Below are 19062 nucleotides of genomic sequence, written 5' to 3' on the forward strand. Positions count from 1 at the left end.
CGGCGACCAGTGCGCCAGCGGGCCAAGGGAATTGCAGTCCCTCAGCCCTGACGCCCCCGCCCTCTCCCGAAGAAAGCATGCCACCGTTGCGGCGCAACGGCCTGCTGACGTGCATACAGACGCACACCCGGCACTGACAGCGCAACGTCGGTACCTCGTGCTGGCCTGGACCCGATGCGCAGGGTGCCGCCCAGGCGCGCTGAGCGCTCGTGCATTCCCTGCACGCCCCAGCGCCCCTGCTTCACGGTGCCCTCCACCATGCCCCGGCCGTTGTCGCGTACTCGCAGGCAGAAGGTGTGGCCGAAGCTCAGCTCAATGTCGATGTCCGCGGCGGCCGAATGCGCCAACGCATTGCGGATTGCCTCGCGGCCGATCAGGAACACTTCTTCGGCGGCGGCGTCGTTCAGGCGCGGCGCTTCGCCCGAGACCACCACCCGCAACCGCGTGCCCGCCGGGTTCGTCTCTTCGTTGTAGACATGGGTGAGCGCCGCAGCGAGATCGAGCCCGGCGCCGGTGTCACTGCGCAGCGAAGCGACGCGTTCGCGGCCTTCCCGGAGACTGTCTTCCGCAGCCTGCATGGCCGATTCAAGCCGCGCCTGCGCCTCGTCCGGAAGGGAAGGCATGGCGCTGATCGCGTGCAGCCGCAACAACAGGCCCTGTCCGCCCTGCAGCAGGGTGTCGTGCAGGTCACGGGCAATGCGCTCACGTTCCTCCAGCCGCTCTTCGTAGCGCGCTTTGACGAGGGCGGTGATGTGGCGGCCCCGCACGCGCGCGGCCGCAGCGACAAACACCACCAGCGCGATCAACAACAGCCCGCGGAACCAGAACGTCTGCGTCAGCAGCGGCTCGATCCGGAAGGCACGCGTGGTTGGGGCGCTCCCCCATACGCCGTCTTCGTTGGCAGCCAGCACCTCGAAGGTGTAGCTGCCCGGGCCAAGGTTGGTGTAGTACGCCGTGGTGGTGCTGCCGGCGTCGCGCCAGCCGGGGTCCACGCCGGAAAGCCGGTACCGGTAGCGGTTGCGTTCCGGGCGGGCCAGCGACTGCGCGACGAAGTCGATCTGCAGCTGGGTGATGCCCGCGGGAACCACGGTGCCGTCGCGCAGGGGCAGGGTTTCATCGCCGAAGTGCACATCGCCGATGCGCGCGCTGGGGGCGGCGCGGGTGCGGTGGAGGCGGGTGGTATCCAGCCACGCCAGGCCCTGGTTGGTTGCAAGCCACAGCAGTCCATCCTTCGAAAGTTGCGCGGTGGGAATCGGGCCGCTCTGCAGCGCGATACCGGGCATGCCATCGACGTCATCGAACAGCCTCGGCGAGACGGCGTTTCCGGTGCGCGCGCTGGCGATCGCATCGGCAAGATCCAGGCGCACCAGTCCGCGCCCGCCGTTCAACCACACCTGCTGGTCCGGGTCGATGACGATGCCGGTAATGCCTTCCAGCACGCCGGGAATGTCGGCGGTTACCGCGCTGAACGTACCTCCGTTGCTGCTGATGCTGAAGCCCTTCTCGCCGGCAACCAGCAGCAGGTGCTCATGCGCAAGCACGGCGGTGACCGGGCCTGCGTCGAGGCCCCGGGTCGAGCCGATGCGGTGCACCCCGGTCGCGTCGCGCAGCACCAGCTCCCCGCTCGCATAGCCGAACAGCAGGCCCTGCGCGCTGCCCGGTGCAATGACGGTGCAGCCGGGCAGGGTGATGCGCGCGTCCTCCGTCCAGGAGCCGCGCAGGTAATGCACGACGCGGTTCTCGCCCACGCAGGCCCAGGCCTCTTCGGCGCCCGGAAAATGCAGTGCCTGCGGTTGCAGGCCGCGTGCAGTGCCGGGGAACTGCACTACCTCCAGCGCCGTTCCCCTGCGCCGGGCGAGGCTGGTCCATTCGAACTGCCACAGCGGGCGGGTGTCCCTCAATGCCGCGCGCTGCAGACCGGCCCGATCCAGGCCAAGGCCGTGGCGGTCGAGGTCATACGGCACCATGTCTTCGCCATACCCGAAGAGCGCGCCGTCCGCATTCCTCGCCAGGATGCGGTAAGGGTCGTTGGGCCCTTCCGTGAGGGTGCGCACGCTCTGCGCGCGGAAGCGGTTGAGGCCGAGGTTGGTACCCACCCACACGTTGCCCTCGCGATCCTCGAAGACCGGCACGGCCGAGGTGGAGGTCAGCCCCTGCGGAACATCGAAGCGCTCCATCCCCACCGCGTGCTTGCCGTCGAACAGCACCCGCAGGATGCCGCCGCCCCCGCGCATGGGCGCCCACATGGCGCCGTCCGAGGTGAAATGCAGGCGGCTGGCCAGCACGTCCGGAAGCAGGCGGGCCTGCCGTTCCGCGGCCGGGAGCAGGCCGTGGGCATCGGCGATGGGCACGGCACCGCGGCGTCGGTCGGCCAGCCAGATCTCCCCCGACGGGCTTTCGGCCAGCGTCGCCATCAATGAGACGTCGATGCCGGTGGGGACGAACGCAGCGCCGCCCTTGGGAATGAACCACACCTTCTGGCCGACCAGCGCCCAGAACCGGCCCCGCGAATCGTTGAGCAGCCAGTGCGCGTGGCGCTCGGGCAGGCCCATGGATGCGGGCGGTTTCTCCCAGCGCGTGCCGTTGAACCGGCGCAGGCCTTCGTCAACCGCTGCCCAGAGCACGCCGTTGCTGTCGTATGCAAACCCCGACACCACGCCCGGCGGCACCCCTTCATTTCGCTGGTAAGAGCGCAGGGTGCCGTCGCTGCCCAGATGGGCGATGCCGGCGTGGTAATACCCCAACCACAGGCCACCGCTCCTGTCGCCCCGCAGGGTCACCAGGTTGAGCGAGGGCTGCGCAGCACCGGCGTTCGTCTGCTGGCGTACGTACCGGTGCCCATCGAAGCTGTACAGCCCGGAGCCTGTCGCCAGCCACAGCGTGCCGTTGGGGTCCTGCTGGATGTCCCAGATATCGCCCGGTGCGCCCTGGCCGGCCCGCCACGCGGTGTGGTGGTAGCCGGTAAACCCGGTACCAGGCGACGGATGCTGTTGCGCAAGACCCGGCGGAGACAGGGTGAAAAGAACAACCAGCAGCAGCGCACGCATGGCGTGGCCGGGGAACGAAGACAACAGGGGCATGCGGTGAACTACGGGGCCGGGGCAGGGGCCCACTGCGGTGAAGACCGCAGCGGGACGCGCCGGAGCTTATCACCCGCCGCTGGGCGGCACCGGCGTGTTGAGCAGCTGCTGCTCCCACAGGTAGGCGATGCCACTGCCGGCGGCGTGCTGCTTGAATACCTCGGTCACTTCGGCCACGTGATCCAGCCGTGCCCAGTCGCGCTGCCATTCGCCAGCCAGGGCCATCCAGGTCATCACGTTGGCGCCGGCGGCGATCATGCGCTGGATGGCAACGTGGTGCGCTTCCACCGACACCGCGCCACATGCATCGGTAATGACGGTGACATCCCAGCCCTCGCCGAGCGCCTGGATGACCGGCATCGCCACGCAGATCTCGGTCCACAGACCGGCGATGATCAGCTGCTTGCGGCCAGTGGCCTTGACCGCATCCACCACGGCCTTGTCCTGCCAGGTGTTGATCAGGGTGCGGTCGATGACCTGCTGGTCTGGAAACACATCGGTGATGTGCGGGAAGATCAGCCCGCCGCGTTCGGCGATCACGCTGGTGAGGATGGTGGGAACGCGGTAAGCCTTGGCGGTCTTGGCCAGGGCCGTGGCACTGTTCACCACGGCATGCGGGTCGTGGCTGTTGAGGTTGGCCAGCTGGTAGGGCTGGTGGTCGATGAGCACGAGGACGGAATCTTCGGGGCGAAGCAGCGAGTCGAGGCCATTGCGGAAGGTCATGGATGCATCCTGTGTGGGTGGGGCAGAACAAGCCCAAACCTTGTCATTCCCCTCCGTGAGGCGGTAGCCGCGTTCCGTGCCAAGCTGTGTCGCGGAAAGTGGAACGCGCGTTGGGCCATTGCTGTGTCAGGCTGGTGGGCGAACCCGGGAGGAACGGCGTGGATATCGAAGACCTGCGGACATTCGTGGAAGTGGCCAGCGCCGGTGGCGTGTCACCGGCGGCGCGTCGACTCGGCGTGGCCAAGTCGATCGTCAGCCGACGGCTTGGGCGCCTCGAAGGCGAGCTGGGCGTGCAACTGCTGGCGCGGACCACGCGCGGTGCATCGCTGACCGAGGCCGGTGCCACGTTCCGTATCCACGCGGCCAAGGCCTGCGCCGAGATCGATGCGGCGCGCGATGCCATCCTGCCCAGTGGCGACCTGCGCGGGCGGCTGCGCGTTGCAGCGCCGCTGACTTTTGGTCCCACCCACTTCGCACCGGTCTTCGCGGACCTGGCGCGGCGACATCCCCAGCTGCACGTGCATGCTACCTACAGCGATCGCTTCGTCGATCTGGTGGGGGAAGGCTATGACTGTGCGATCCGCGTGGGGTATCTGCAGGATTCCAACCTGATCGCGCGCTGCGTCGGGCCGCTCCACGGCGGCCTGGTCGCCAGCCCGGGCTATGTCACCGCGAACGGCTCCCCGCAGTCGCCGGACCAGCTGGCCGACCACGAGGCGCTGATGCAGGGCACCGAAGCGTGGCAGTTCATGGACGGCGACAGCGTGGTGACGGTGCATCCGCGTGGTCGCTTCAAGGCCGACAACGGTACCGCGCTGCTTGCCGCCGCCTTGGCCGGCCTCGGCATCGCGTGGCTGCCCGATGGCATCACCCGTGAGCACCTGGATGCGGGTGCGCTGGTGCCGGTCATGCCGCGCCATCCGCCACCGCCGGCCGGCATCTATGTCGTCAGGCCGCCGGGCCAGCACCCGTCATTGAAGGTGCGGGCGCTCACCGAGCTGCTGATCGCGTGTTTCGATCTGGCGCCTCTGCCAGTGAAGCATTCGCGGTAGTGCCTCAGGCTGGCCGCGTCGGGGCCATCATCTACGCTGTTTGATCGCGTGCTCGGCGGGAAAGAAGCGCCCGCCCAGCCCCAACGCCACGCGGACCAGCAGCACCAGCACGGGTACTTCGACCAGTGGCCCGATGACGGCGGCAAAGGCCACCGGGGAGGCGAGCCCGAAGGCGGCGATGGCAACGGCGATGGCCAGTTCAAAGTTGTTGCCGGCGGCAGTGAAGGCTATGGCCGTGGTACGCGGATAATCCCTGGCGATAAGCCGCCCCATGAAGAAGCTGAGGCCGAACTGGATGATGAAATAGAGCGTGAGCGGAATGGCGATGCGTACCGCATCCAGCGGAAGGCGCAGCACGTCGGCGCCCTTCAGGCTGAACATCGCCACGATGGTCAGCAGCAGCGCAACCAGCGTGATCGGGCTGATCGCGGGCAGGAAGCGCTGCTCATACCACTGGGCGCCCTTGGCTGCTTTCAACCAGCGCCGCGTGAGATAGCCGGCGAGGAATGGAACGCCCAGGTAGATCAGCACCGCTTCGGCGATGGTCCACATGCTGACGTTGACCACGCTGCCCTGCAGGCCGAACATCGGCGGCAGCCAGGAAAGGAAGAACCAGGCGTACACGCTGAACAACAGGATCTGGAAGATCGAGTTGAAGGCCACCAGCCCGGCCACGTACTGGTTGTCGCCGCGTGCAAGCTGGTTCCACACCAGCACCATGGCAATGCAGCGCGCCAACCCGATCAGGATAAGCCCGGTCATGTACTCGGGGGAATCGCGCAGGAACAGCACCGCCAGGCCGAACATGAGGCACGGCCCCACGATCCAGTTCTGCAGCAGCGAGAGCGCCAGCACCCGTTTGTCGGCAAACACCTCTGGCAGCGCCTCGTACTTCACCTTGGCCAGCGGCGGGTACATCATCAGGATCAGGCCGATGGCAATCGGTACGTTCGTCGTGCCGATCGACAGGCGGTTCAGCGCGGTGGGAACGTCGTGGAACAGTGCACCGAGGCCCACGCCCACCGCCATCGCGGAGAATATCCACAGCGTCAGATATCGATCGAGGAAGGACAGGCGGGAGGTCTCCATGCGCATGGAAGGGACTCAGCAGCAGCCAGGCCGCTCGGACGGCGTGTCGTCAGCGCAGCAATTCTCGGTGAGGTAGCCCACCAAGGCGTTCATCGCAGTGAAGTTCGCCCGATAGCAGATGGACCGGCCCAGGTGTTCGGCGGTAATCAGCTTGGCGGCTGACAGTGCCTTCAAGTGGAAAGACAGCGTCGCGCCAGGCAGGTTGAGTGCCTGGGCGATATCGCCCGCCGGTTTGCCGCCCGTACCGGCCTGTACCAGGAGACGGTAGATGGACAGGCGGGTGGCATGGCTCAGGGCACCAAGGGCCCGGGTTGCGTGCTTATGTTCCATAATTCTAGAATAATGGAAATGGCGCGACACGACAAACCATGACTGACCTTCGCTGCTGCCGGCGTCGTCGAAACCGTTCTTGATGAGGAGGGCACATGAAGGCCGTCATCTACCACAACCCGAAATGCGGCACCTCGCGCAACACGCTGGCGTTGATCCGGCATGCGGGGATCGAACCTGAGGTGATCGAGTACCTGGTTGATCCGCCAAGCCGTGCGCGCCTGGTCGAACTGATCAATGCCGCCGGCGTTAACGTACGCGGCGCCATCCGCAAGAAAGAGAAGCGCTACCTGGAATTGGGGCTGGACGACGTTGCGCTCAGCGATGACGCATTGCTGGATGCGCTGATGGACAACCCGATCCTGATCGAACGGCCGTGGGTGCAGACCGATCTGGGAACGCGCCTGTGTCGGCCTTCCGAGGTCGTCCTGGAAATTCTTCCGACCGTCACCGTGCCCTTCGCCAAGGAAGACGGTGAGGTGGTGATCGATCAGCACGGCAAACGGGTTCCCTGACCACCGCCGTATTGCAGCCAGGGTCAGCCCTGTTGGAGCCGAGAACATGTTGTCCTTCAAGCAGATGGCATTGAACGCAGAGGTCATTGCGTTGCTTCGACGCGTCGGGTTGCCCACCGAAGACCTCGACCCGGTGTCCACCACGTTCTGCGGTATGTGGGAAGACGAAATGCTGTGCGGGGTCATCGCGATCGAGCCGTACCACGATGTCGGACTGCTGAGGTCGCTCGCGGTCAGCCCCGCGTTTCGAGGCCGCGGCCAGGGTGAGGTGCTGGTGGGCAAGGCGGAGGAGCTTGCCCGCCGCGTGGGCGTGGAGGAGCTTTATCTGCTTACGGTCTCTTCCAGCACCCTGTTCGAGCGCTGCGGCTTTGCCCACGTTGCACGGGACGATGTCCCCGTTTCGATTCGGGAAACCAAGCAGTTCTCCGGCCTGTGCCCGGCCACCTGCGCGGTCATGCGCAAGCGGATCTGATACGCATCGCCCGCCGCACGGCGGGCGATGGTCGCAGGCCGCGCTTACTTCGCCGCCAGCCGCTTCAGCAGCACGGCGGCGGTTTCAGCGGACGACGCGGGGTTCTGGCCGGTGATCAGCAGGCCATCGCTGACCACGTAAGAGCCCCAGTCCGGCCCCTTCGAGTAGTCGCCGCCCAGCGCCTTGAGCGTGTCTTCGACCAGGAAGGGCACTACGTCGGTCAGGCCGACGCCGGCTTCCTCGCTGTTGGTGAAACCGGTGACCTTCCGGCCCTGCACCAGCGGCTTGCCGTTGGCGGCCTTGACGTGGCGAAGCACGCCCGGGGCGTGGCAGACCAGCGCGACCGGCTTTTCGGCGGCAATGAACGATTCGATCAGCGCGATGGACTGGCTGTCTTCGGCCAGGTCCCAAAGCGGACCATGGCCACCGGGATAGAACACGGTGTCGAAGTCGGCCTGCGAAACGCTGTCCAGGCGAACGGTGCTGGCCAGTTGTGCGGTCGCCGCCGCATCGGCCTCGAAGCGACGGGTGAGGTCGGTCTGGAAGTCGGGCTCGTTGCTCTTTGGATCCAGCGGCGGCTGCCCGCCGTTGGGCGAGGCCAGGGTGATGGTGGCGCCCGCGTCCTGGAACGCGTAGTAGGGCGCGGCGAGTTCTTCGAGCCAGAAGCCGGTCTTGCGACCGGTGTTGCCAAGCGCGTCGTGGGAGGTGAGGACGATCAATACCTTCATGGGGAACGGTTCCTGGTAGATGGAGGAGTACAGTAGACCGGTCGTCTAGAATGCCGGCGTGAAAAAACGCCCACAGGGCGTGAAGTACCTGCGGCCTGGGGTCAGGCCGAAGGGTGGAGAATCTGTTGCGTGGTCCGCCACGCGGTGTCGAAGGGCTGGGTATCGCGCACGATTTTCACCATCAGGCTGGCCCCCAACCACAGCGCGTAGAGGCTCTGCGCCACTGCGTCGGGTTTGCCGGTGAAGGCAAGCGAGCCCTCGGCGGCGCCTGCTTCCAGTACATGCGCCAGCCGCTCGATGATGCCGGCGGTGCCCCGCTGCAGCGTTGTGCGCATGCTGTGGGACAGGTCTGCCACTTCGGCGCCGAGTTTCACCGCCAGGCACTTGCCCTGGCAGTCCTCGAACGACTGGTTGTCCTTCCAGGCGGCGAAATACGCCTCCAACTGCTGCGCGCGGTTCTTCTCGGGCTGGGCAAAGGTACGGTCCATGTCGGCCAGATAGGCCGCGAAGTAGTCGTCAAGCAGGGCGTCGCCGAAGGCTTCCTTGGACGCGAAGTAGTGGTAGAACGAGCCTTTCGGTACGCCCGCGGCACTCAACACTTCATTCAAGCCCACCGCCGAGAACCCCTTGCCGCCCATGATGCGCTGGCCGGTGGACAGGATCCTGTCGCGGACGTCGGTGCTTTCAGTGGCTGCGGTCGGGCTCATGGACCGCACTGTACTCTGGATTAGACCGGTCGTCTAGTGTCGCGGCACGGTCGGCCGGCGCCCAAGCTAGCTGGCCTTCCGGCTGCAGCCCAACGCACGCTCCACGTGGGCCAGCAGGTCGTCTATCTCGAACGGCTTGGCGATGAAGGGCACCGCCTTGTGTGCGGCGGGCACCGCCTGCAGGTACACAGCGGACGCAAACAGATACGGTGTGCCCAGACGCGCAAGGCGATCAGCAACCGGAAACACGGCGCCGTCGCGCAGCTCAACGTCCAGGATCGCCGCGTCGAACGGCTGGTCGGCAATGGCGAACAGTGCATCGGTCACCGAGTAGGCCGGAACGACCGTGTAGCCCGCGCCACTGAGTACTTCAATGAAGAGTCTCGACAGCTCGATTTCATCCTCGACCACCAGGATGACCTTGTTTGTACGTGATGACGCCAGGGTGCTCATGAAGTGCGCAGGAACGGTAGATACGCCTAAGGTCTACCTTCAGGTGTCAACGCGGCGGAAAGTCCTCTAGTCGCGGTCTTCATCACAGCGGTCGACCCCGCTGCGGGCAATGCGGGCCGAACCGCAGTAGAAGTACGGTTTTTGGCGCACGGGGCCATTGCTACGCTCCAGCTTTCCGCGTTGGAGTCTCCCGCCGTGAATCACGACGTTACGCGTAAGTCCCACTTCGCCTTCCCGTTGGTCGCCCTCGCCTTAGCGGTAGCCTTATCCGCCTGCCGACGGGAGCCGGACGCGCCCGCCGCAGAGGCAGCCAGTGCGCCACCGACGCCTGCTTCGTCAACGGCGCCACCCGCACCGGCGCCCGCCCAACCCAACCGCGCGCCAGAACCCGGAAGCGTGCCGGTGACCGCCGACAACTTCGTACGCGCCGAATCCGATCGCTATCTCGGCGCGCTGGTGAAGGAGCAGGGACTGGGCAAGCTGTTCCATCATCGCGAACCGGCATCGATCGACAGCCAGACCGTGGTCCGTTTGAATCGCGACACGCTGTACTCCAGCGCGGTGTTCGACCTCGATGCCGGCCCGGTCACGATCACGCTCCCCGATGCGGGTGATCGCTTCATGTCCATGCAGGTCATCGACGAGGACCAGTACACCACCCAGGTCAACTACACGCCCGGCGACTACACGCTCAGCCGTGGCAAGGACGGCACCCGCTACGTGGTGGTCGCCCTTCGAACGCTGGTGGATCCATCCAGCCCGGATGACGTCGCAAAGGTGCACGCGCTGCAGGATGCGATCAAGGTCCAGCAGGCCGCGCCGGGCAGCTTCGAGGTACCGAAGTGGGACACGGTGAGCCAGGACAAGGTGCGCGCCGCGCTGCTGACGCTGGCATCCACGCTGCCGGACACCCGGCACATGTTCGGCACCCGCGACACGGTCGACCCGGTGCGCCGCGTGATCGGTGCCGCCTCGGCCTGGGGCGGCAACCCTGACAAGGACGCGATGTACCTCAACGTGGTGCCGGCCCGGAACGATGGGAGCACCGTGTACCGGCTGCACGTGGCCGATGTGCCCGTGGACGGGTTCTGGTCGGTGAGCCTGTACAACGCCGACGGGTACTACGAAAAAAACCCGCAGAACGCCTACACGCTCAACAACCTCACCGCGAAGAAGAGCGCCGACGGCTCGATCGACATCCAGTTCGGTGGCTGCGATGGCCAGGTGCTCAACTGCCTGCCCACCATGGCCGGCTGGAACTACATGGTGCGGCTGTACCGGCCCCGTGCGGAGATCCTGGAAGGGCGCTGGACCTTCCCTGACGCCGTGCCGGTGCAATAGCGCAGCCGGCCGCGGCCCCTCCGTACAGGTGCCGTGTACGCGGCACCTGCGATGCTGTACGCATGAATCCGTCGACCCGTTCCGATCATGAAGCCAGCGTGGCAGCAGACAACCCGCCGCGCTCGCGAGCGTTCGCACTACGCCGCTGGCTGGGCTGGCTGGTGTTTCCGCTGCTGCTGGGCCTGGTGCTGCTGACCCTGTGGAATGGCGAGTGGCTCAAGGCGCCACGCGCGATGTGGGAACTGTCGCGCATGCCCGCGCCGACGACGTTGCCGGTTCCGGTGGACGGGGTTGCGGCCCGGCGCATCGCCGATACGTTCGGCGCGCCGCGCGGACGCGACCGCACCCATGCCGGCGTGGACATCTTCGCCAAGCGCGGCACGCCGGTACGGAGCGCGGCGCCGGGCGTGGTGGTCGCGGTGCGCGACAGCGGGCTGGGCGGGCGTCAGGTATGGGTCATTGGGCCGGCGCGCGAGCGTTACTACTACGCGCACCTCGAGGACTGGCGCGAGGGGCTGGCCCAAGGCGAGGTGGTCAGCGAAGGCACCGTGCTGGGCTACGTCGGTGACAGTGGCAATGCGGCCGGTACGCCGCCGCACCTCCACTGGGGGATCTACGGTGCCGATGGGGCCTACGATCCGCTGCCGCTGCTGAAGGCGCACCGCACGACCAACGGTCGTGCGCTACCCCGGTAGGTAACGACCGTTGGTCGTTACGCCTTCGACCGCCGGCCGGACACGTGCGCATGCCCGCGCACATGCCAACGCCATGGGAACTCCACGGCGCGGCTGATGCCGATCCGCGGCCCAGCCACCGGATCGTCCGGTGGGGGCATGCCGTCCGACACGATGCGTATGCCTCGATCGTTCCTGACCAGATCCGCGCCATCCAATGCCTTGTTGATGCCCATCGCCTGCGACAGCCGTCCAGGCCCGCTGGCCAGTTCGCGATCGCGGCCAATGGCTGGCCGCGCCTCACGGATCAGTTCCAATCCCTGCACGGGTTCCAGTGCCCGCAGCAGCACGCCCCAGCCCTGGCCGACCTCGCCGCAGACCGCGTTGCTGCCCCAGTGCATGCCGTAGGTGAAGTAGACATAGAGATGGCCGCATTCGCCAAACATGGTGGCCGTACGCGGGGTCATGCCCCGGAACGAATGCGCGGCCGGATCCTGGTCGCCTGCATAGGCCTCGACTTCAACGATGCGACCGGCCCGGCCATCGTCGCGCACCAGCAGCTTGTTCAGCAGCTCGGGCGCGACCTCGGTCGGATGCCGCCGGTAGAAGCTGCGCGGGAGCGTACGCCAGCGCGACGGAGACAGGGGCATCAGCGTAGCGCCGGCTGCTGCGCGGCCAGGATCCGCGCCAGCTTGTTCGGATTGCGCTGCACCAGGATCTGGGTGATGCGCTCACCATCGGTATCGAACGACATCGCCGAATCCAGGTGCTCGCCAAAGTAGCGCAGCACCCCCAAGCGGCCATTGATGAACGCGGGCACCATGCGCAGCTCGGCGCGGCGCCGCAGGGTGGGCGCGAACAGGAGCTGGGCGATGCGCGCACCGCCAAGCATCGGCCTGGGGAAGCTGCTGACGAAGCCGCCACCATCGCCGATCAGCTGCGCCGACGTGTCCATCAGCGCGATCATCGACTTCAGGTCGCCCTTGTCCAGCGCCTCGGTGAACGCCTGCAGCAGTTGCTGGTGGGTGCGGTGCGGCACCGCGTGCAGGGGGCGCTCCTCGCGCAGGCGGGCGCGTGCGCGGTGCACGATCTGGCGGCAGGCTGCTTCGCTCTTGTCGAGGATGCGGGCGATCTCGGGATAGTCACGGTCGAACACATCGTGCAGCAGGAAGGCGGCGCGTGCTTCCGGCGCCAGCCGTTCCAGGACCGCAAGGAAGGCAACGGAGAGATCGCTGGCCGCTTCGTGCAGGCGCTCAGGCGTGCTGGCATCGTCGGTCAGTACCGGCTCGGGCAGCCAGATGCCCACATAGTGCTCGCGGCTGCGGCGCGCCATGCGCAGCTCGTCGATGGCGATGCGGGTGGTGGTGGCGACCAGCCAGGCTTCGGCATTCTCGATCGCGTCGCGGTCGGTGCCGTTCCAGCGCAGCCACACCTCCTGCGCGACGTCTTCAGCTTCGGCCATGGAGCCCAGCATGCGATAGGCCACGCCAAGCACGCGCGGGCGCAGCTGGGTGAAACGGTCGAGGGAAGTATCCATGGCGGCATTCAACACGAGCGCGCGCCGCAGGGACAGTGCCGTAAGCAGGACATTGTCGACGCACGGTGTTGAGCGCTGCGCACCAATTCAACGGACGGGGGCTGTCACAGGGCATCGCGCTGATCCGTCTGCCTTGCATGAGCACCTCATCCACCGCCGACGCCGCAGGCCTGCCACGCCCCGCCGACCAGGTCTGGACCACGTTCCTGTCTGCGCTGGAGGCGCTACCTGCCGACGCCCGCCTGCTGCTGTTGCTGCATGACGTGGCCGGTGCGTCGATCGAGGAGCTCATGCCGTTGCTGGGGTTGCCTGCTGCTGAATGCAGGCAACGGCTGGAAGCGGTCCACGCCTGCCTGCGCGCACATGCGCGCCATCTTGGAGCGCCGCCCGCATGTCCCTGACTGATCCGGCCACCGTAGACGACGGTGTCGACCCGCTCACCACCGGCTTTTCGGCCAGCTACGCCGGGGTGATGGCGTTCATTGCCGTGGCCCACGAGGGCAGCTTCTCGCGCGCGGCCGACCGGCTCGGCATCGGACGCTCGGCGGTCAGCCGCAGCGTGCAGAAACTGGAGGGGCAGCTGGGCGTGCGCCTGTTCCTGCGCACCACCCGGTCGACCTCGCTCACCCGCGAAGGCGAGCTGTTCCACGACGGCTGCCGCCCCGGTGTCGACCGCATCCTGCAGGCGCTGGAGGAAATGCGCGACCTGCGTGACGGGCCGCCACGGGGGCACCTGCGGGTGAGTGCCACGCATGGGTTCGGGCGCAAGGTGATCGCGCCGCTGCTGTCTGCATTCCGGGCCCACTTCCCCGAAGTCACGCTCGAACTGCAGCTGGAGGAGCGCCCGCTGGACCTGGCCGCCGACCGGATCGATGTGGCGTTCCGCGACGGCGTGCTGGAAGACAGCGAGGTCATCGCAAAACACCTGATCCCGATGCAGCTGCTGGTCTGCGCCGCACCGGACTACGTGGTGCGGCACGGCCTGCCGGCCACCGTGGGCGAGCTGGCCGCGCATGCCTGCATCAGCCAGCGCCAGGCCAACGGGCGGCTGCAGCCATGGGAGTTTCGTGTGGACGGCCGGCCGCTGAGCGTGGAACCGGCGTCGGCGCTGGTGTTCAACGACGCCGACCTGGCGCTGCAGGCGGTCCTGCAGGGGCAGGGCCTGGCGCAGCTGCCGAACTACCAGGTGCGCGCTGCGCTGGATGCCGGGTTGGCGGTGAGCTGCCTGGACCAGTACGCCGCCGACGACCGCGGGCACTACCTGTGCTACCTCAGCCGACGCCAGCTGCCCAAGCGCATCCGCGCGTTCATCGACTTCATCACCAGCGAGGTGCGTGCACTTGACCTGGACGTGGTGACCCATTGGGAAAGCGTGCAGCAGGCCAGTGCACCGCCGCGCGACGTCGATGCCGGCGCGTGGCAATGAACGCCATTGGTGCCTGACAGGCAACAGTGCGCGTCCGCGCGCGGACCTACTGCCGCCGCAGCGGCCTGCCTAGCATCGTCACATGCCCCGGCCCCCGGGGTTCTACCTTCCCCTCCTGGAGCAAGTACATGAAGATCCTGGTCATCGGCGGCACCGGCCGCATTGGCAGCAAGGTCGTCGACCGTCTGCGCGCGGCAGGCCATGACATCGTCATCGCCGCACCGTCCACCGGCATCGACACCATCAGTGGCGACGGCCTGGAGGCGGCCATGGCCGGCACCGACGTGGTCATCGACCTCGCCAACTCGCCGTCGTTCGAAGACGCGGCGGTGCTGGCCTTCTTCCAGACCGCCGGGCGCAACATCCTGGCCGCCGAAGCCAAGGCCGGCGTACGCCATCACGTGGCCCTCTCCGTGGTGGGCACCGACAAGCTGGCAGCCAGTGGTTACTTCCGCGGCAAGATCGCGCAGGAGAGGTTGATCCGCGAGGCGGGCATCGCCTACACCATCATCCATTCCACCCAGTTCTTCGAATTCCTGCCGGGCATCCTGCAGTCCGCCGGTGAAGCGCTACGCCTGCCTACCGCGCTGGTGCAGCCGATTTCGGCGGACGACGTGGCCGACGCAGTGGCGCGCATTGCGCTGCAGCCTGCCGTCAATGGGGTGGTGGAGATCGCCGGCCCGGAGCGCGCACCGATGGACGAACTGGCACAGCGCTTCCTCGACCGCACCCACGATCCCCGCCAGGTGGTGGGCGACGCACAGGCACCGTACTTCGGTGCGCAACTGCAGGACGACACACTGGTGCCGGTCGGCCAGGCGTGGCTGGGCCGCCAGGGCTTCGATGCCTGGCTGCAGCAGTCCGGGTTGGTACGCAGCAACTGATTGCCCGTCCGCCCGCACCTCGTGGAAACGCCATGTCCGACCTGAAGCCCCCTTCGCCCGCCGTCCTCGACAAGTACCGTGGCGACGAGGTGCGCCCGCTCTACACCGGGCGGGTGCGGGTGAGCGGCGGCGAAACGGGACACGGACGCGCTTCGGGCGTGGTCGTCTCCGACGATGGCGCCTTGTCGCTCGACCTGCGCCTGCCTTCCTCGCTGGGCGGCCCGGGCGGCGGCAGCAACCCCGAGCAGCTGTTGGCTGCCGGCTATGCGGCCTGCTTCCACGGCGCGATGAACCTGTTGGCCAGCCGTGCCGGGCTGGTGCTGGTGGACCCCTGCATCGAGGTGGCGGTGACCTTCTCGCGCGACCCGATCGACGGCCTGTACCTGCTGTCGGCCGAGGTGGAAGCCTATCTGCCCGGCCTGGAGGCGGGCGTGGCCGCCGAGCTGGTGCGCAACACCGAACGTGTCTGCCCCTACGCAAAGATGTTCCGCAACGGCATCACCCACGTGGTGAGCGTGGTGCCCACCGCCGCCCCCTGAGCGGCGTTTCCCCCTGCTGAGAAAACCCTCATGCACGCCGGCCGCTCCTATACCTTCACCGAATTCCTGTTGTGGACCCGCCGCCCGCTGTATTTGTTGATCCTGCTGGATGTGGCGCTGGTGGCGAGACCGTGCAGCTGGCACCCAACATCGAGTACCGCAAGCGCTATGACGTGCCGGAAAAGGTGCGCACGCTGGATGCCGAGCTGATCAAGTACGTCACTCCCGAAGAGCGCTCGCGCATCCTGGGCGCTGGCGGCAAGGCCACCGAAGTACTGTCCCTGCAGGGGGCATCGCTGCGTCAGCTGCTGGATGCAGGTGACATACCGCAGGCCAGCTTCGCCGAACTGCAGCGCGTGCTGCGCGACCTGCACGACCAGCAGGCGCGCAGCGAACGGATCAAGAACTACCCCTATCCGCGCCAGTACGCGGTGATCAACGTGATCTTTGTCCGCATCCTGTGCCTGCTGCTGCCACTGGGCATGATCGACCTGCTGGCACCCATGAACGACACCGTGGGCGGGGCGATGGCCGGGCACATGGTGTGGCTGGCGATTCCGTTGAGCGTGCTGGTGTCGTGGATGTATGCCGCGCTGGACCAGGTCGGCGAAAGCAGCGCCAATCCCTTCGAAGGTGGCGCCAACGACATTCCGATCTCGCAGCTGTGCACCTCCATCGAGCTGGACCTGCGCCTGCTGCTGGATGAGCGCGCCATTCCGGTGCCGCAGGTGCCGGCCAGCCCCATCGTGATGTGATCGCGCCAGCGTTGCGCACTACGTTGGCCTCTGCCGCGGGTGCACCTTCCCAATCCAATGCCCGCACCGCCGACCGTCATCGTGCGGTCTTCAACGCCCGCTACAACGTAGGCACTGCGCGGACAGGGCAGGATGCAAACGGATCCTGCCCTAAAGTCCAGGCGAATGCGGCCGATACCGATGCGTCCTTCTGTCTGGAGTGCGTCATGTCGGCCATCCCCCGCCGTGTGCTGTCGTCCCTTGCCCGCAGGGCTGAACCCCTGCGCCGGCTCAGCGTGGCGCGCAAGCTGAAAATCAGCCTGGTGGCCTGTGCAGCGGGCCTGCTTCTGGTGGCCGCCGTGTACGCTTGGACAAGGTACAACAGCGAACGCGCCGCCGACACCTTCGCCACCCACCAGCAGGCGACCAGCCTGATGGCGCTGCTGGGCACCCAGGTGGCCGATGCCCGTCGCCTGCAGACCCGCTACGCGGCGAGCTTCGACGATGCCGACCGGAACGCACTGCAGCAGGCACGCCAACGCCTGCAGGTGTCGCTGGAGGCACTGCAGCGCACCGTCGCCGCCAACGGCAATGCGGCTTCACTGAGGGTCCTGGGCACCCGCATCGGCGAGTTTGCCGAGGGCATCAACGCGCTGAATGCACGCGTGGATGAAATGGGAAGGGGCGAGGCCGGGTTGCGCGCGCAGCTGGAGGCCGCCGCTGCTGCGATGGAGGCCGCGCTGGGCCCCCTGCAACGACCCGCACTGGACGCCCAGTGGCAGGCCATCCGCCGGCAGGAAGCGCTGCTGCTGCTCACCGGCGATTCCACCCATGCCGACCGCGCCAGCGACGCCAAGCTGCCGTTCGAACTGGCGTTGGCAGCGCCGGGCGTGCCGGTGGCGGCACAGGACGCGCTTCGCACCGCGATGGACAGCTACCAGGGTGCACTGCTTGGCTACACCGCCGCGCGAGTGGGGCTGGATGTGGAAGCGCAGTCGCTGGCCGATACCGCTGCACAGATAGCGCCGTCGCTTGAGCAGGCGCAGCGTGCGCAGGAAACGGCACTGGAGGCCGCGCGCGGGCGCCTGCAGGCACAAGCGAGGGCGATGACGGTGGTGTTCGCGGTCACGCTGCTGCTGGTGGCTGCGTTGCTCATCGCCACGCTGCTGCTGACCCTGCAGGCGGTGCAGCGCCCGATCGCGAACACGTTGCGCTTCGCCGAGGACATCGCCGAGGACCGGCTGGATACGGTGCTGGTCGTGCATAACCCGCACGATGAATTCGGCCAGCTGGCGCAACGCCTGCGACATATGCAGGAACGACTGCGCGGCCGGATCGAGGCCGAGAGGGCCGCCGCGCGCGACAACACCCGTGCGCGCCAGGCGCTGGACAGTGCCCAGACCGGCTTGATGGTGCTGGAGCCTGACGGCCGCATCGGCTTCCTCAACCAGGCGCTGTGCACTGCGCTGGGCTGCACGCCCGGGCAGTGGCATGGCCAACCGGCGCAGGTGCTGCATCCGGTGTTTGCGGGCGTCGCCGCGCAGCTGCAGCGCGGCCATGCCAGTGCACACGAGATCGAGCAGGGCGGAATCCGCTATCAGCTGGTACTCAACCCCATCCTCGACCACGACCAGTTGCTGGGAGCCGCGGTGGAATGGCGCAGCCGCGCGCTGGAAACCACGGTCGAAACCGAAGTGGCCGCGCTGGTGGATGCCGCCGCGCAGGGTCAGCTGCAGGCGCGCATCGCGGTGAACGACAAGCAGGGCTTCGTGCTGACCCTGGCCGTGAGCATCAACCGCCTGCTGGATACCTTCCAGGGCAACCTGGCCGGGCTGCAGGCGCTGCTGTCCGGGCTGGCGCACGGCGACCTGGGCGTCCGCATGCAGGGTGACTACCAGGGCGTGTTCGCGCAGATGCGCGACGATGCCAACGCCAGCGTGGCACAGCTGGCCGACATCGTGGCGCGCATCCAGCACGCCACCTCGGCGATCAACGGCGCGGCCGGTGAAATCGTGGCCGGCAACCGTGACCTCGCCGAACGCACGGAACGGCAGGCGGCGCATCTTGAAGAAACCGCGTCCTCCATGGAGGAACTCACTGCAACCGTGCGCGAGAACGCGGATTCGGCGCAGCAGGCCAACCAGCTGGCGATGGATGCCGCTGCCATTGCGGGGCAGGGCGGCAACGCGGTGGCACAGGTCGTGTCCACGATGCACGACATCGCCGCCTCCTCACGGCACATCGGCGACATCACCGGGGTGATCGACGGCATCGCCTTCCAGACCAACATCCTTGCCCTCAACGCTGCGGTGGAAGCCGCACGGGCCGGCGAGCAGGGCCGGAGTTTCGCGGTGGTCGCGGGCGAAGTACGCCTGCTGGCCCAGCGCAGCGCCGATGCCGCCCGCCAGATCAAGCAGCTGATCGAAGCCTCGGTGGAGACGGTCAACGCCGGTACCCGCCTGGTAGGCGAGGCTGGTGCCACCATGCGCCGCATCGTCGGCAGCGTGGAGCAGGTCACCGCGATCAGCGCCAGCATCGCGGCGGCCTCGCAGCAGCAGAGCGTGGGCATCGAGCAGGTGGGCAGGACGTTGTTGCAGATGGACGGCAGTACGCAGCAGAACGCAGCGATGGTGGAGGAAGCCTCGGCATCCGCGCAGGCGATGCAGCGGCAGGCGGCGCTGTTGTCCGAAGCGGTGGCGGCGTTCGTGTTGGCACGGCCTGCGCTGGTGCGCGGGCTTCGTCCGGCGGTAGTGTGATGGGTTTGTGATTGCGGCGTCT

At 67.3% G+C, this 19062-nt stretch carries 20 protein-coding genes; 11 read left to right on the forward strand and 9 right to left on the reverse strand.

Annotated elements, in window-relative coordinates:
- Window positions 1–41: 41 nt before the first annotated feature.
- The gene (locus ACQG3P_RS11810; protein ID WP_426805140.1) at window positions 42–3080 is read right to left on the reverse strand and encodes a sensor histidine kinase; all 3039 of its coding nucleotides are present in this window, start codon (window positions 3078–3080) and stop codon (window positions 42–44) included.
- A 69-nt stretch (window positions 3081–3149) separates the two neighbouring features.
- The gene (locus tag ACQG3P_RS11815) at window positions 3150–3803 is read right to left on the reverse strand and encodes a hydrolase (protein ID WP_426805141.1); all 654 of its coding nucleotides are present in this window, start codon (window positions 3801–3803) and stop codon (window positions 3150–3152) included.
- Between the two features lie 158 nt (window positions 3804–3961).
- Here ACQG3P_RS11815 and ACQG3P_RS11820 point away from each other — a divergent pair, with 158 nt between their 5' ends.
- Window positions 3962–4855 carry a LysR family transcriptional regulator gene (locus ACQG3P_RS11820; RefSeq protein WP_217537948.1) on the forward strand — a complete coding sequence of 298 codons (894 nt, stop codon included), beginning with the start codon at window positions 3962–3964 and terminating at the stop codon, window positions 4853–4855.
- A gap of 27 nt (window positions 4856–4882) precedes the next feature.
- Here the strand turns inward: ACQG3P_RS11820 and arsB are convergent, their stop codons facing one another.
- Complete coding sequence (gene arsB, locus ACQG3P_RS11825) at window positions 4883–5950, reverse strand: ACR3 family arsenite efflux transporter (protein WP_426805142.1); 1068 nt, start codon at window positions 5948–5950, stop codon at window positions 4883–4885.
- A gap of 9 nt (window positions 5951–5959) precedes the next feature.
- On the reverse strand, window positions 5960–6274 hold the full coding sequence (locus tag ACQG3P_RS11830; RefSeq protein WP_217537950.1) for an ArsR/SmtB family transcription factor: 315 nt from the start codon (window positions 6272–6274) through the stop codon (window positions 5960–5962).
- Between the two features lie 95 nt (window positions 6275–6369).
- On the opposite strand from ACQG3P_RS11830, the gene arsC reads away from it, so the two are divergent.
- Together arsC and arsN2 are read left to right on the forward strand one after the other, a co-directional pair.
- Window positions 6370–6789 (forward strand): arsenate reductase (glutaredoxin), encoded by a 420-nt coding sequence (arsC, locus tag ACQG3P_RS11835; protein ID WP_426805143.1) that lies wholly within the window; start codon window positions 6370–6372, stop codon window positions 6787–6789.
- Window positions 6790–6835: 46 nt separating this feature from the next.
- On the forward strand, window positions 6836–7261 hold the full coding sequence (arsN2, locus tag ACQG3P_RS11840) for an arsenic resistance N-acetyltransferase ArsN2 (RefSeq protein WP_426805144.1): 426 nt from the start codon (window positions 6836–6838) through the stop codon (window positions 7259–7261).
- Between the two features lie 44 nt (window positions 7262–7305).
- Here the strand turns inward: arsN2 and ACQG3P_RS11845 are convergent, their stop codons facing one another.
- The 3 genes from ACQG3P_RS11845 to ACQG3P_RS11855 form a co-directional block, all read right to left on the reverse strand.
- Entirely contained in the window at window positions 7306–7989 is a 684-nt protein-coding gene (locus tag ACQG3P_RS11845) for a type 1 glutamine amidotransferase domain-containing protein (RefSeq protein WP_426805145.1), read from the reverse strand.
- Between the two features lie 101 nt (window positions 7990–8090).
- The gene (locus ACQG3P_RS11850) at window positions 8091–8696 is read right to left on the reverse strand and encodes a TetR/AcrR family transcriptional regulator (RefSeq protein ID WP_426805146.1); all 606 of its coding nucleotides are present in this window, start codon (window positions 8694–8696) and stop codon (window positions 8091–8093) included.
- Between the two features lie 66 nt (window positions 8697–8762).
- Entirely contained in the window at window positions 8763–9149 is a 387-nt protein-coding gene (locus ACQG3P_RS11855) for a response regulator (protein WP_068854208.1), read from the reverse strand.
- Window positions 9150–9551: 402 nt separating this feature from the next.
- Between ACQG3P_RS11855 and ACQG3P_RS11860 the strand changes: the two genes are divergently transcribed.
- Window positions 9552–10490 (forward strand): DUF1254 domain-containing protein, encoded by a 939-nt coding sequence (locus tag ACQG3P_RS11860; protein WP_426805147.1) that lies wholly within the window; start codon window positions 9552–9554, stop codon window positions 10488–10490.
- A gap of 62 nt (window positions 10491–10552) precedes the next feature.
- Window positions 10553–11185: a M23 family metallopeptidase gene (locus tag ACQG3P_RS11865; protein WP_426805148.1), complete on the forward strand. Its 633-nt coding sequence runs from the start codon at window positions 10553–10555 to the stop codon at window positions 11183–11185.
- A 17-nt stretch (window positions 11186–11202) separates the two neighbouring features.
- Here the strand turns inward: ACQG3P_RS11865 and ACQG3P_RS11870 are convergent, their stop codons facing one another.
- Together ACQG3P_RS11870 and ACQG3P_RS11875 are read right to left on the reverse strand one after the other, a co-directional pair.
- Window positions 11203–11814, reverse strand: coding sequence for a DNA-3-methyladenine glycosylase (locus tag ACQG3P_RS11870; RefSeq protein WP_426805149.1), 612 nt, complete (start codon window positions 11812–11814; stop codon window positions 11203–11205).
- Window positions 11814–12701, reverse strand: coding sequence for an RNA polymerase sigma-70 factor (locus tag ACQG3P_RS11875; RefSeq protein WP_426805150.1), 888 nt, complete (start codon window positions 12699–12701; stop codon window positions 11814–11816). Before ACQG3P_RS11875 ends, ACQG3P_RS11870 begins: the two co-directional genes overlap by 1 nt.
- Window positions 12702–12838: 137 nt before the next feature.
- On the opposite strand from ACQG3P_RS11875, the gene ACQG3P_RS11880 reads away from it, so the two are divergent.
- From ACQG3P_RS11880 to ACQG3P_RS11905, 6 genes are all read left to right on the forward strand, one after another.
- Window positions 12839–13102, forward strand: coding sequence for a sigma factor-like helix-turn-helix DNA-binding protein (locus ACQG3P_RS11880; protein WP_426805151.1), 264 nt, complete (start codon window positions 12839–12841; stop codon window positions 13100–13102).
- Window positions 13093–14127 (forward strand): LysR substrate-binding domain-containing protein, encoded by a 1035-nt coding sequence (locus ACQG3P_RS11885; RefSeq protein WP_426805152.1) that lies wholly within the window; start codon window positions 13093–13095, stop codon window positions 14125–14127. The genes ACQG3P_RS11880 and ACQG3P_RS11885 overlap by 10 nt, the downstream gene beginning before the upstream one ends.
- A gap of 128 nt (window positions 14128–14255) precedes the next feature.
- Window positions 14256–15011, forward strand: coding sequence for an SDR family oxidoreductase (locus ACQG3P_RS11890; protein WP_426805153.1), 756 nt, complete (start codon window positions 14256–14258; stop codon window positions 15009–15011).
- A gap of 32 nt (window positions 15012–15043) precedes the next feature.
- Window positions 15044–15550, forward strand: coding sequence for an Ohr family peroxiredoxin (locus ACQG3P_RS11895; RefSeq protein WP_426805154.1), 507 nt, complete (start codon window positions 15044–15046; stop codon window positions 15548–15550).
- Between the two features lie 131 nt (window positions 15551–15681).
- Window positions 15682–16305 carry a bestrophin family ion channel gene (locus ACQG3P_RS11900; protein ID WP_426805155.1) on the forward strand — a complete coding sequence of 208 codons (624 nt, stop codon included), beginning with the start codon at window positions 15682–15684 and terminating at the stop codon, window positions 16303–16305.
- Window positions 16306–16511: 206 nt separating this feature from the next.
- Window positions 16512–19040, forward strand: coding sequence for a methyl-accepting chemotaxis protein (locus ACQG3P_RS11905; RefSeq protein WP_426805156.1), 2529 nt, complete (start codon window positions 16512–16514; stop codon window positions 19038–19040).
- The last annotated feature ends 22 nt before the right edge of the window (window positions 19041–19062 follow it).

The organism is Stenotrophomonas sp. SrG (assembly GCF_050031795.1).
GTDB lineage: Bacteria > Pseudomonadota > Gammaproteobacteria > Xanthomonadales > Xanthomonadaceae > Stenotrophomonas > Stenotrophomonas rhizophila_A.

What these genes read in the sequence shown, in the direction of transcription:
- ACQG3P_RS11810 (WP_426805140.1), bottom strand. Translation starts at nt 3,080, where the DNA reads ATGCCCCTGTTGTCTTCGTTCCCCGGCCACGCCATGCGTGCGCTGCTG.
- ACQG3P_RS11815 (WP_426805141.1), bottom strand. Translation starts at nt 3,803, where the DNA reads ATGACCTTCCGCAATGGCCTCGACTCGCTGCTTCGCCCCGAAGATTCC.
- arsB (WP_426805142.1), bottom strand. Translation starts at nt 5,950, where the DNA reads ATGCGCATGGAGACCTCCCGCCTGTCCTTCCTCGATCGATATCTGACG.
- ACQG3P_RS11830 (WP_217537950.1), bottom strand. Translation starts at nt 6,274, where the DNA reads ATGGAACATAAGCACGCAACCCGGGCCCTTGGTGCCCTGAGCCATGCC.
- arsC (WP_426805143.1), top strand. Translation starts at nt 6,370, where the DNA reads ATGAAGGCCGTCATCTACCACAACCCGAAATGCGGCACCTCGCGCAAC.
- arsN2 (WP_426805144.1), top strand. Translation starts at nt 6,836, where the DNA reads ATGTTGTCCTTCAAGCAGATGGCATTGAACGCAGAGGTCATTGCGTTG.
- ACQG3P_RS11845 (WP_426805145.1), bottom strand. Translation starts at nt 7,989, where the DNA reads ATGAAGGTATTGATCGTCCTCACCTCCCACGACGCGCTTGGCAACACC.
- ACQG3P_RS11850 (WP_426805146.1), bottom strand. Translation starts at nt 8,696, where the DNA reads ATGAGCCCGACCGCAGCCACTGAAAGCACCGACGTCCGCGACAGGATC.
- ACQG3P_RS11855 (WP_068854208.1), bottom strand. Translation starts at nt 9,149, where the DNA reads ATGAGCACCCTGGCGTCATCACGTACAAACAAGGTCATCCTGGTGGTC.
- ACQG3P_RS11865 (WP_426805148.1), top strand. Translation starts at nt 10,553, where the DNA reads ATGAATCCGTCGACCCGTTCCGATCATGAAGCCAGCGTGGCAGCAGAC.
- ACQG3P_RS11870 (WP_426805149.1), bottom strand. Translation starts at nt 11,814, where the DNA reads ATGCCCCTGTCTCCGTCGCGCTGGCGTACGCTCCCGCGCAGCTTCTAC.
- ACQG3P_RS11875 (WP_426805150.1), bottom strand. Translation starts at nt 12,701, where the DNA reads ATGGATACTTCCCTCGACCGTTTCACCCAGCTGCGCCCGCGCGTGCTT.
- ACQG3P_RS11880 (WP_426805151.1), top strand. Translation starts at nt 12,839, where the DNA reads ATGAGCACCTCATCCACCGCCGACGCCGCAGGCCTGCCACGCCCCGCC.
- ACQG3P_RS11885 (WP_426805152.1), top strand. Translation starts at nt 13,093, where the DNA reads ATGTCCCTGACTGATCCGGCCACCGTAGACGACGGTGTCGACCCGCTC.
- ACQG3P_RS11890 (WP_426805153.1), top strand. Translation starts at nt 14,256, where the DNA reads ATGAAGATCCTGGTCATCGGCGGCACCGGCCGCATTGGCAGCAAGGTC.
- ACQG3P_RS11895 (WP_426805154.1), top strand. Translation starts at nt 15,044, where the DNA reads ATGTCCGACCTGAAGCCCCCTTCGCCCGCCGTCCTCGACAAGTACCGT.
- ACQG3P_RS11905 (WP_426805156.1), top strand. Translation starts at nt 16,512, where the DNA reads ATGTCGGCCATCCCCCGCCGTGTGCTGTCGTCCCTTGCCCGCAGGGCT.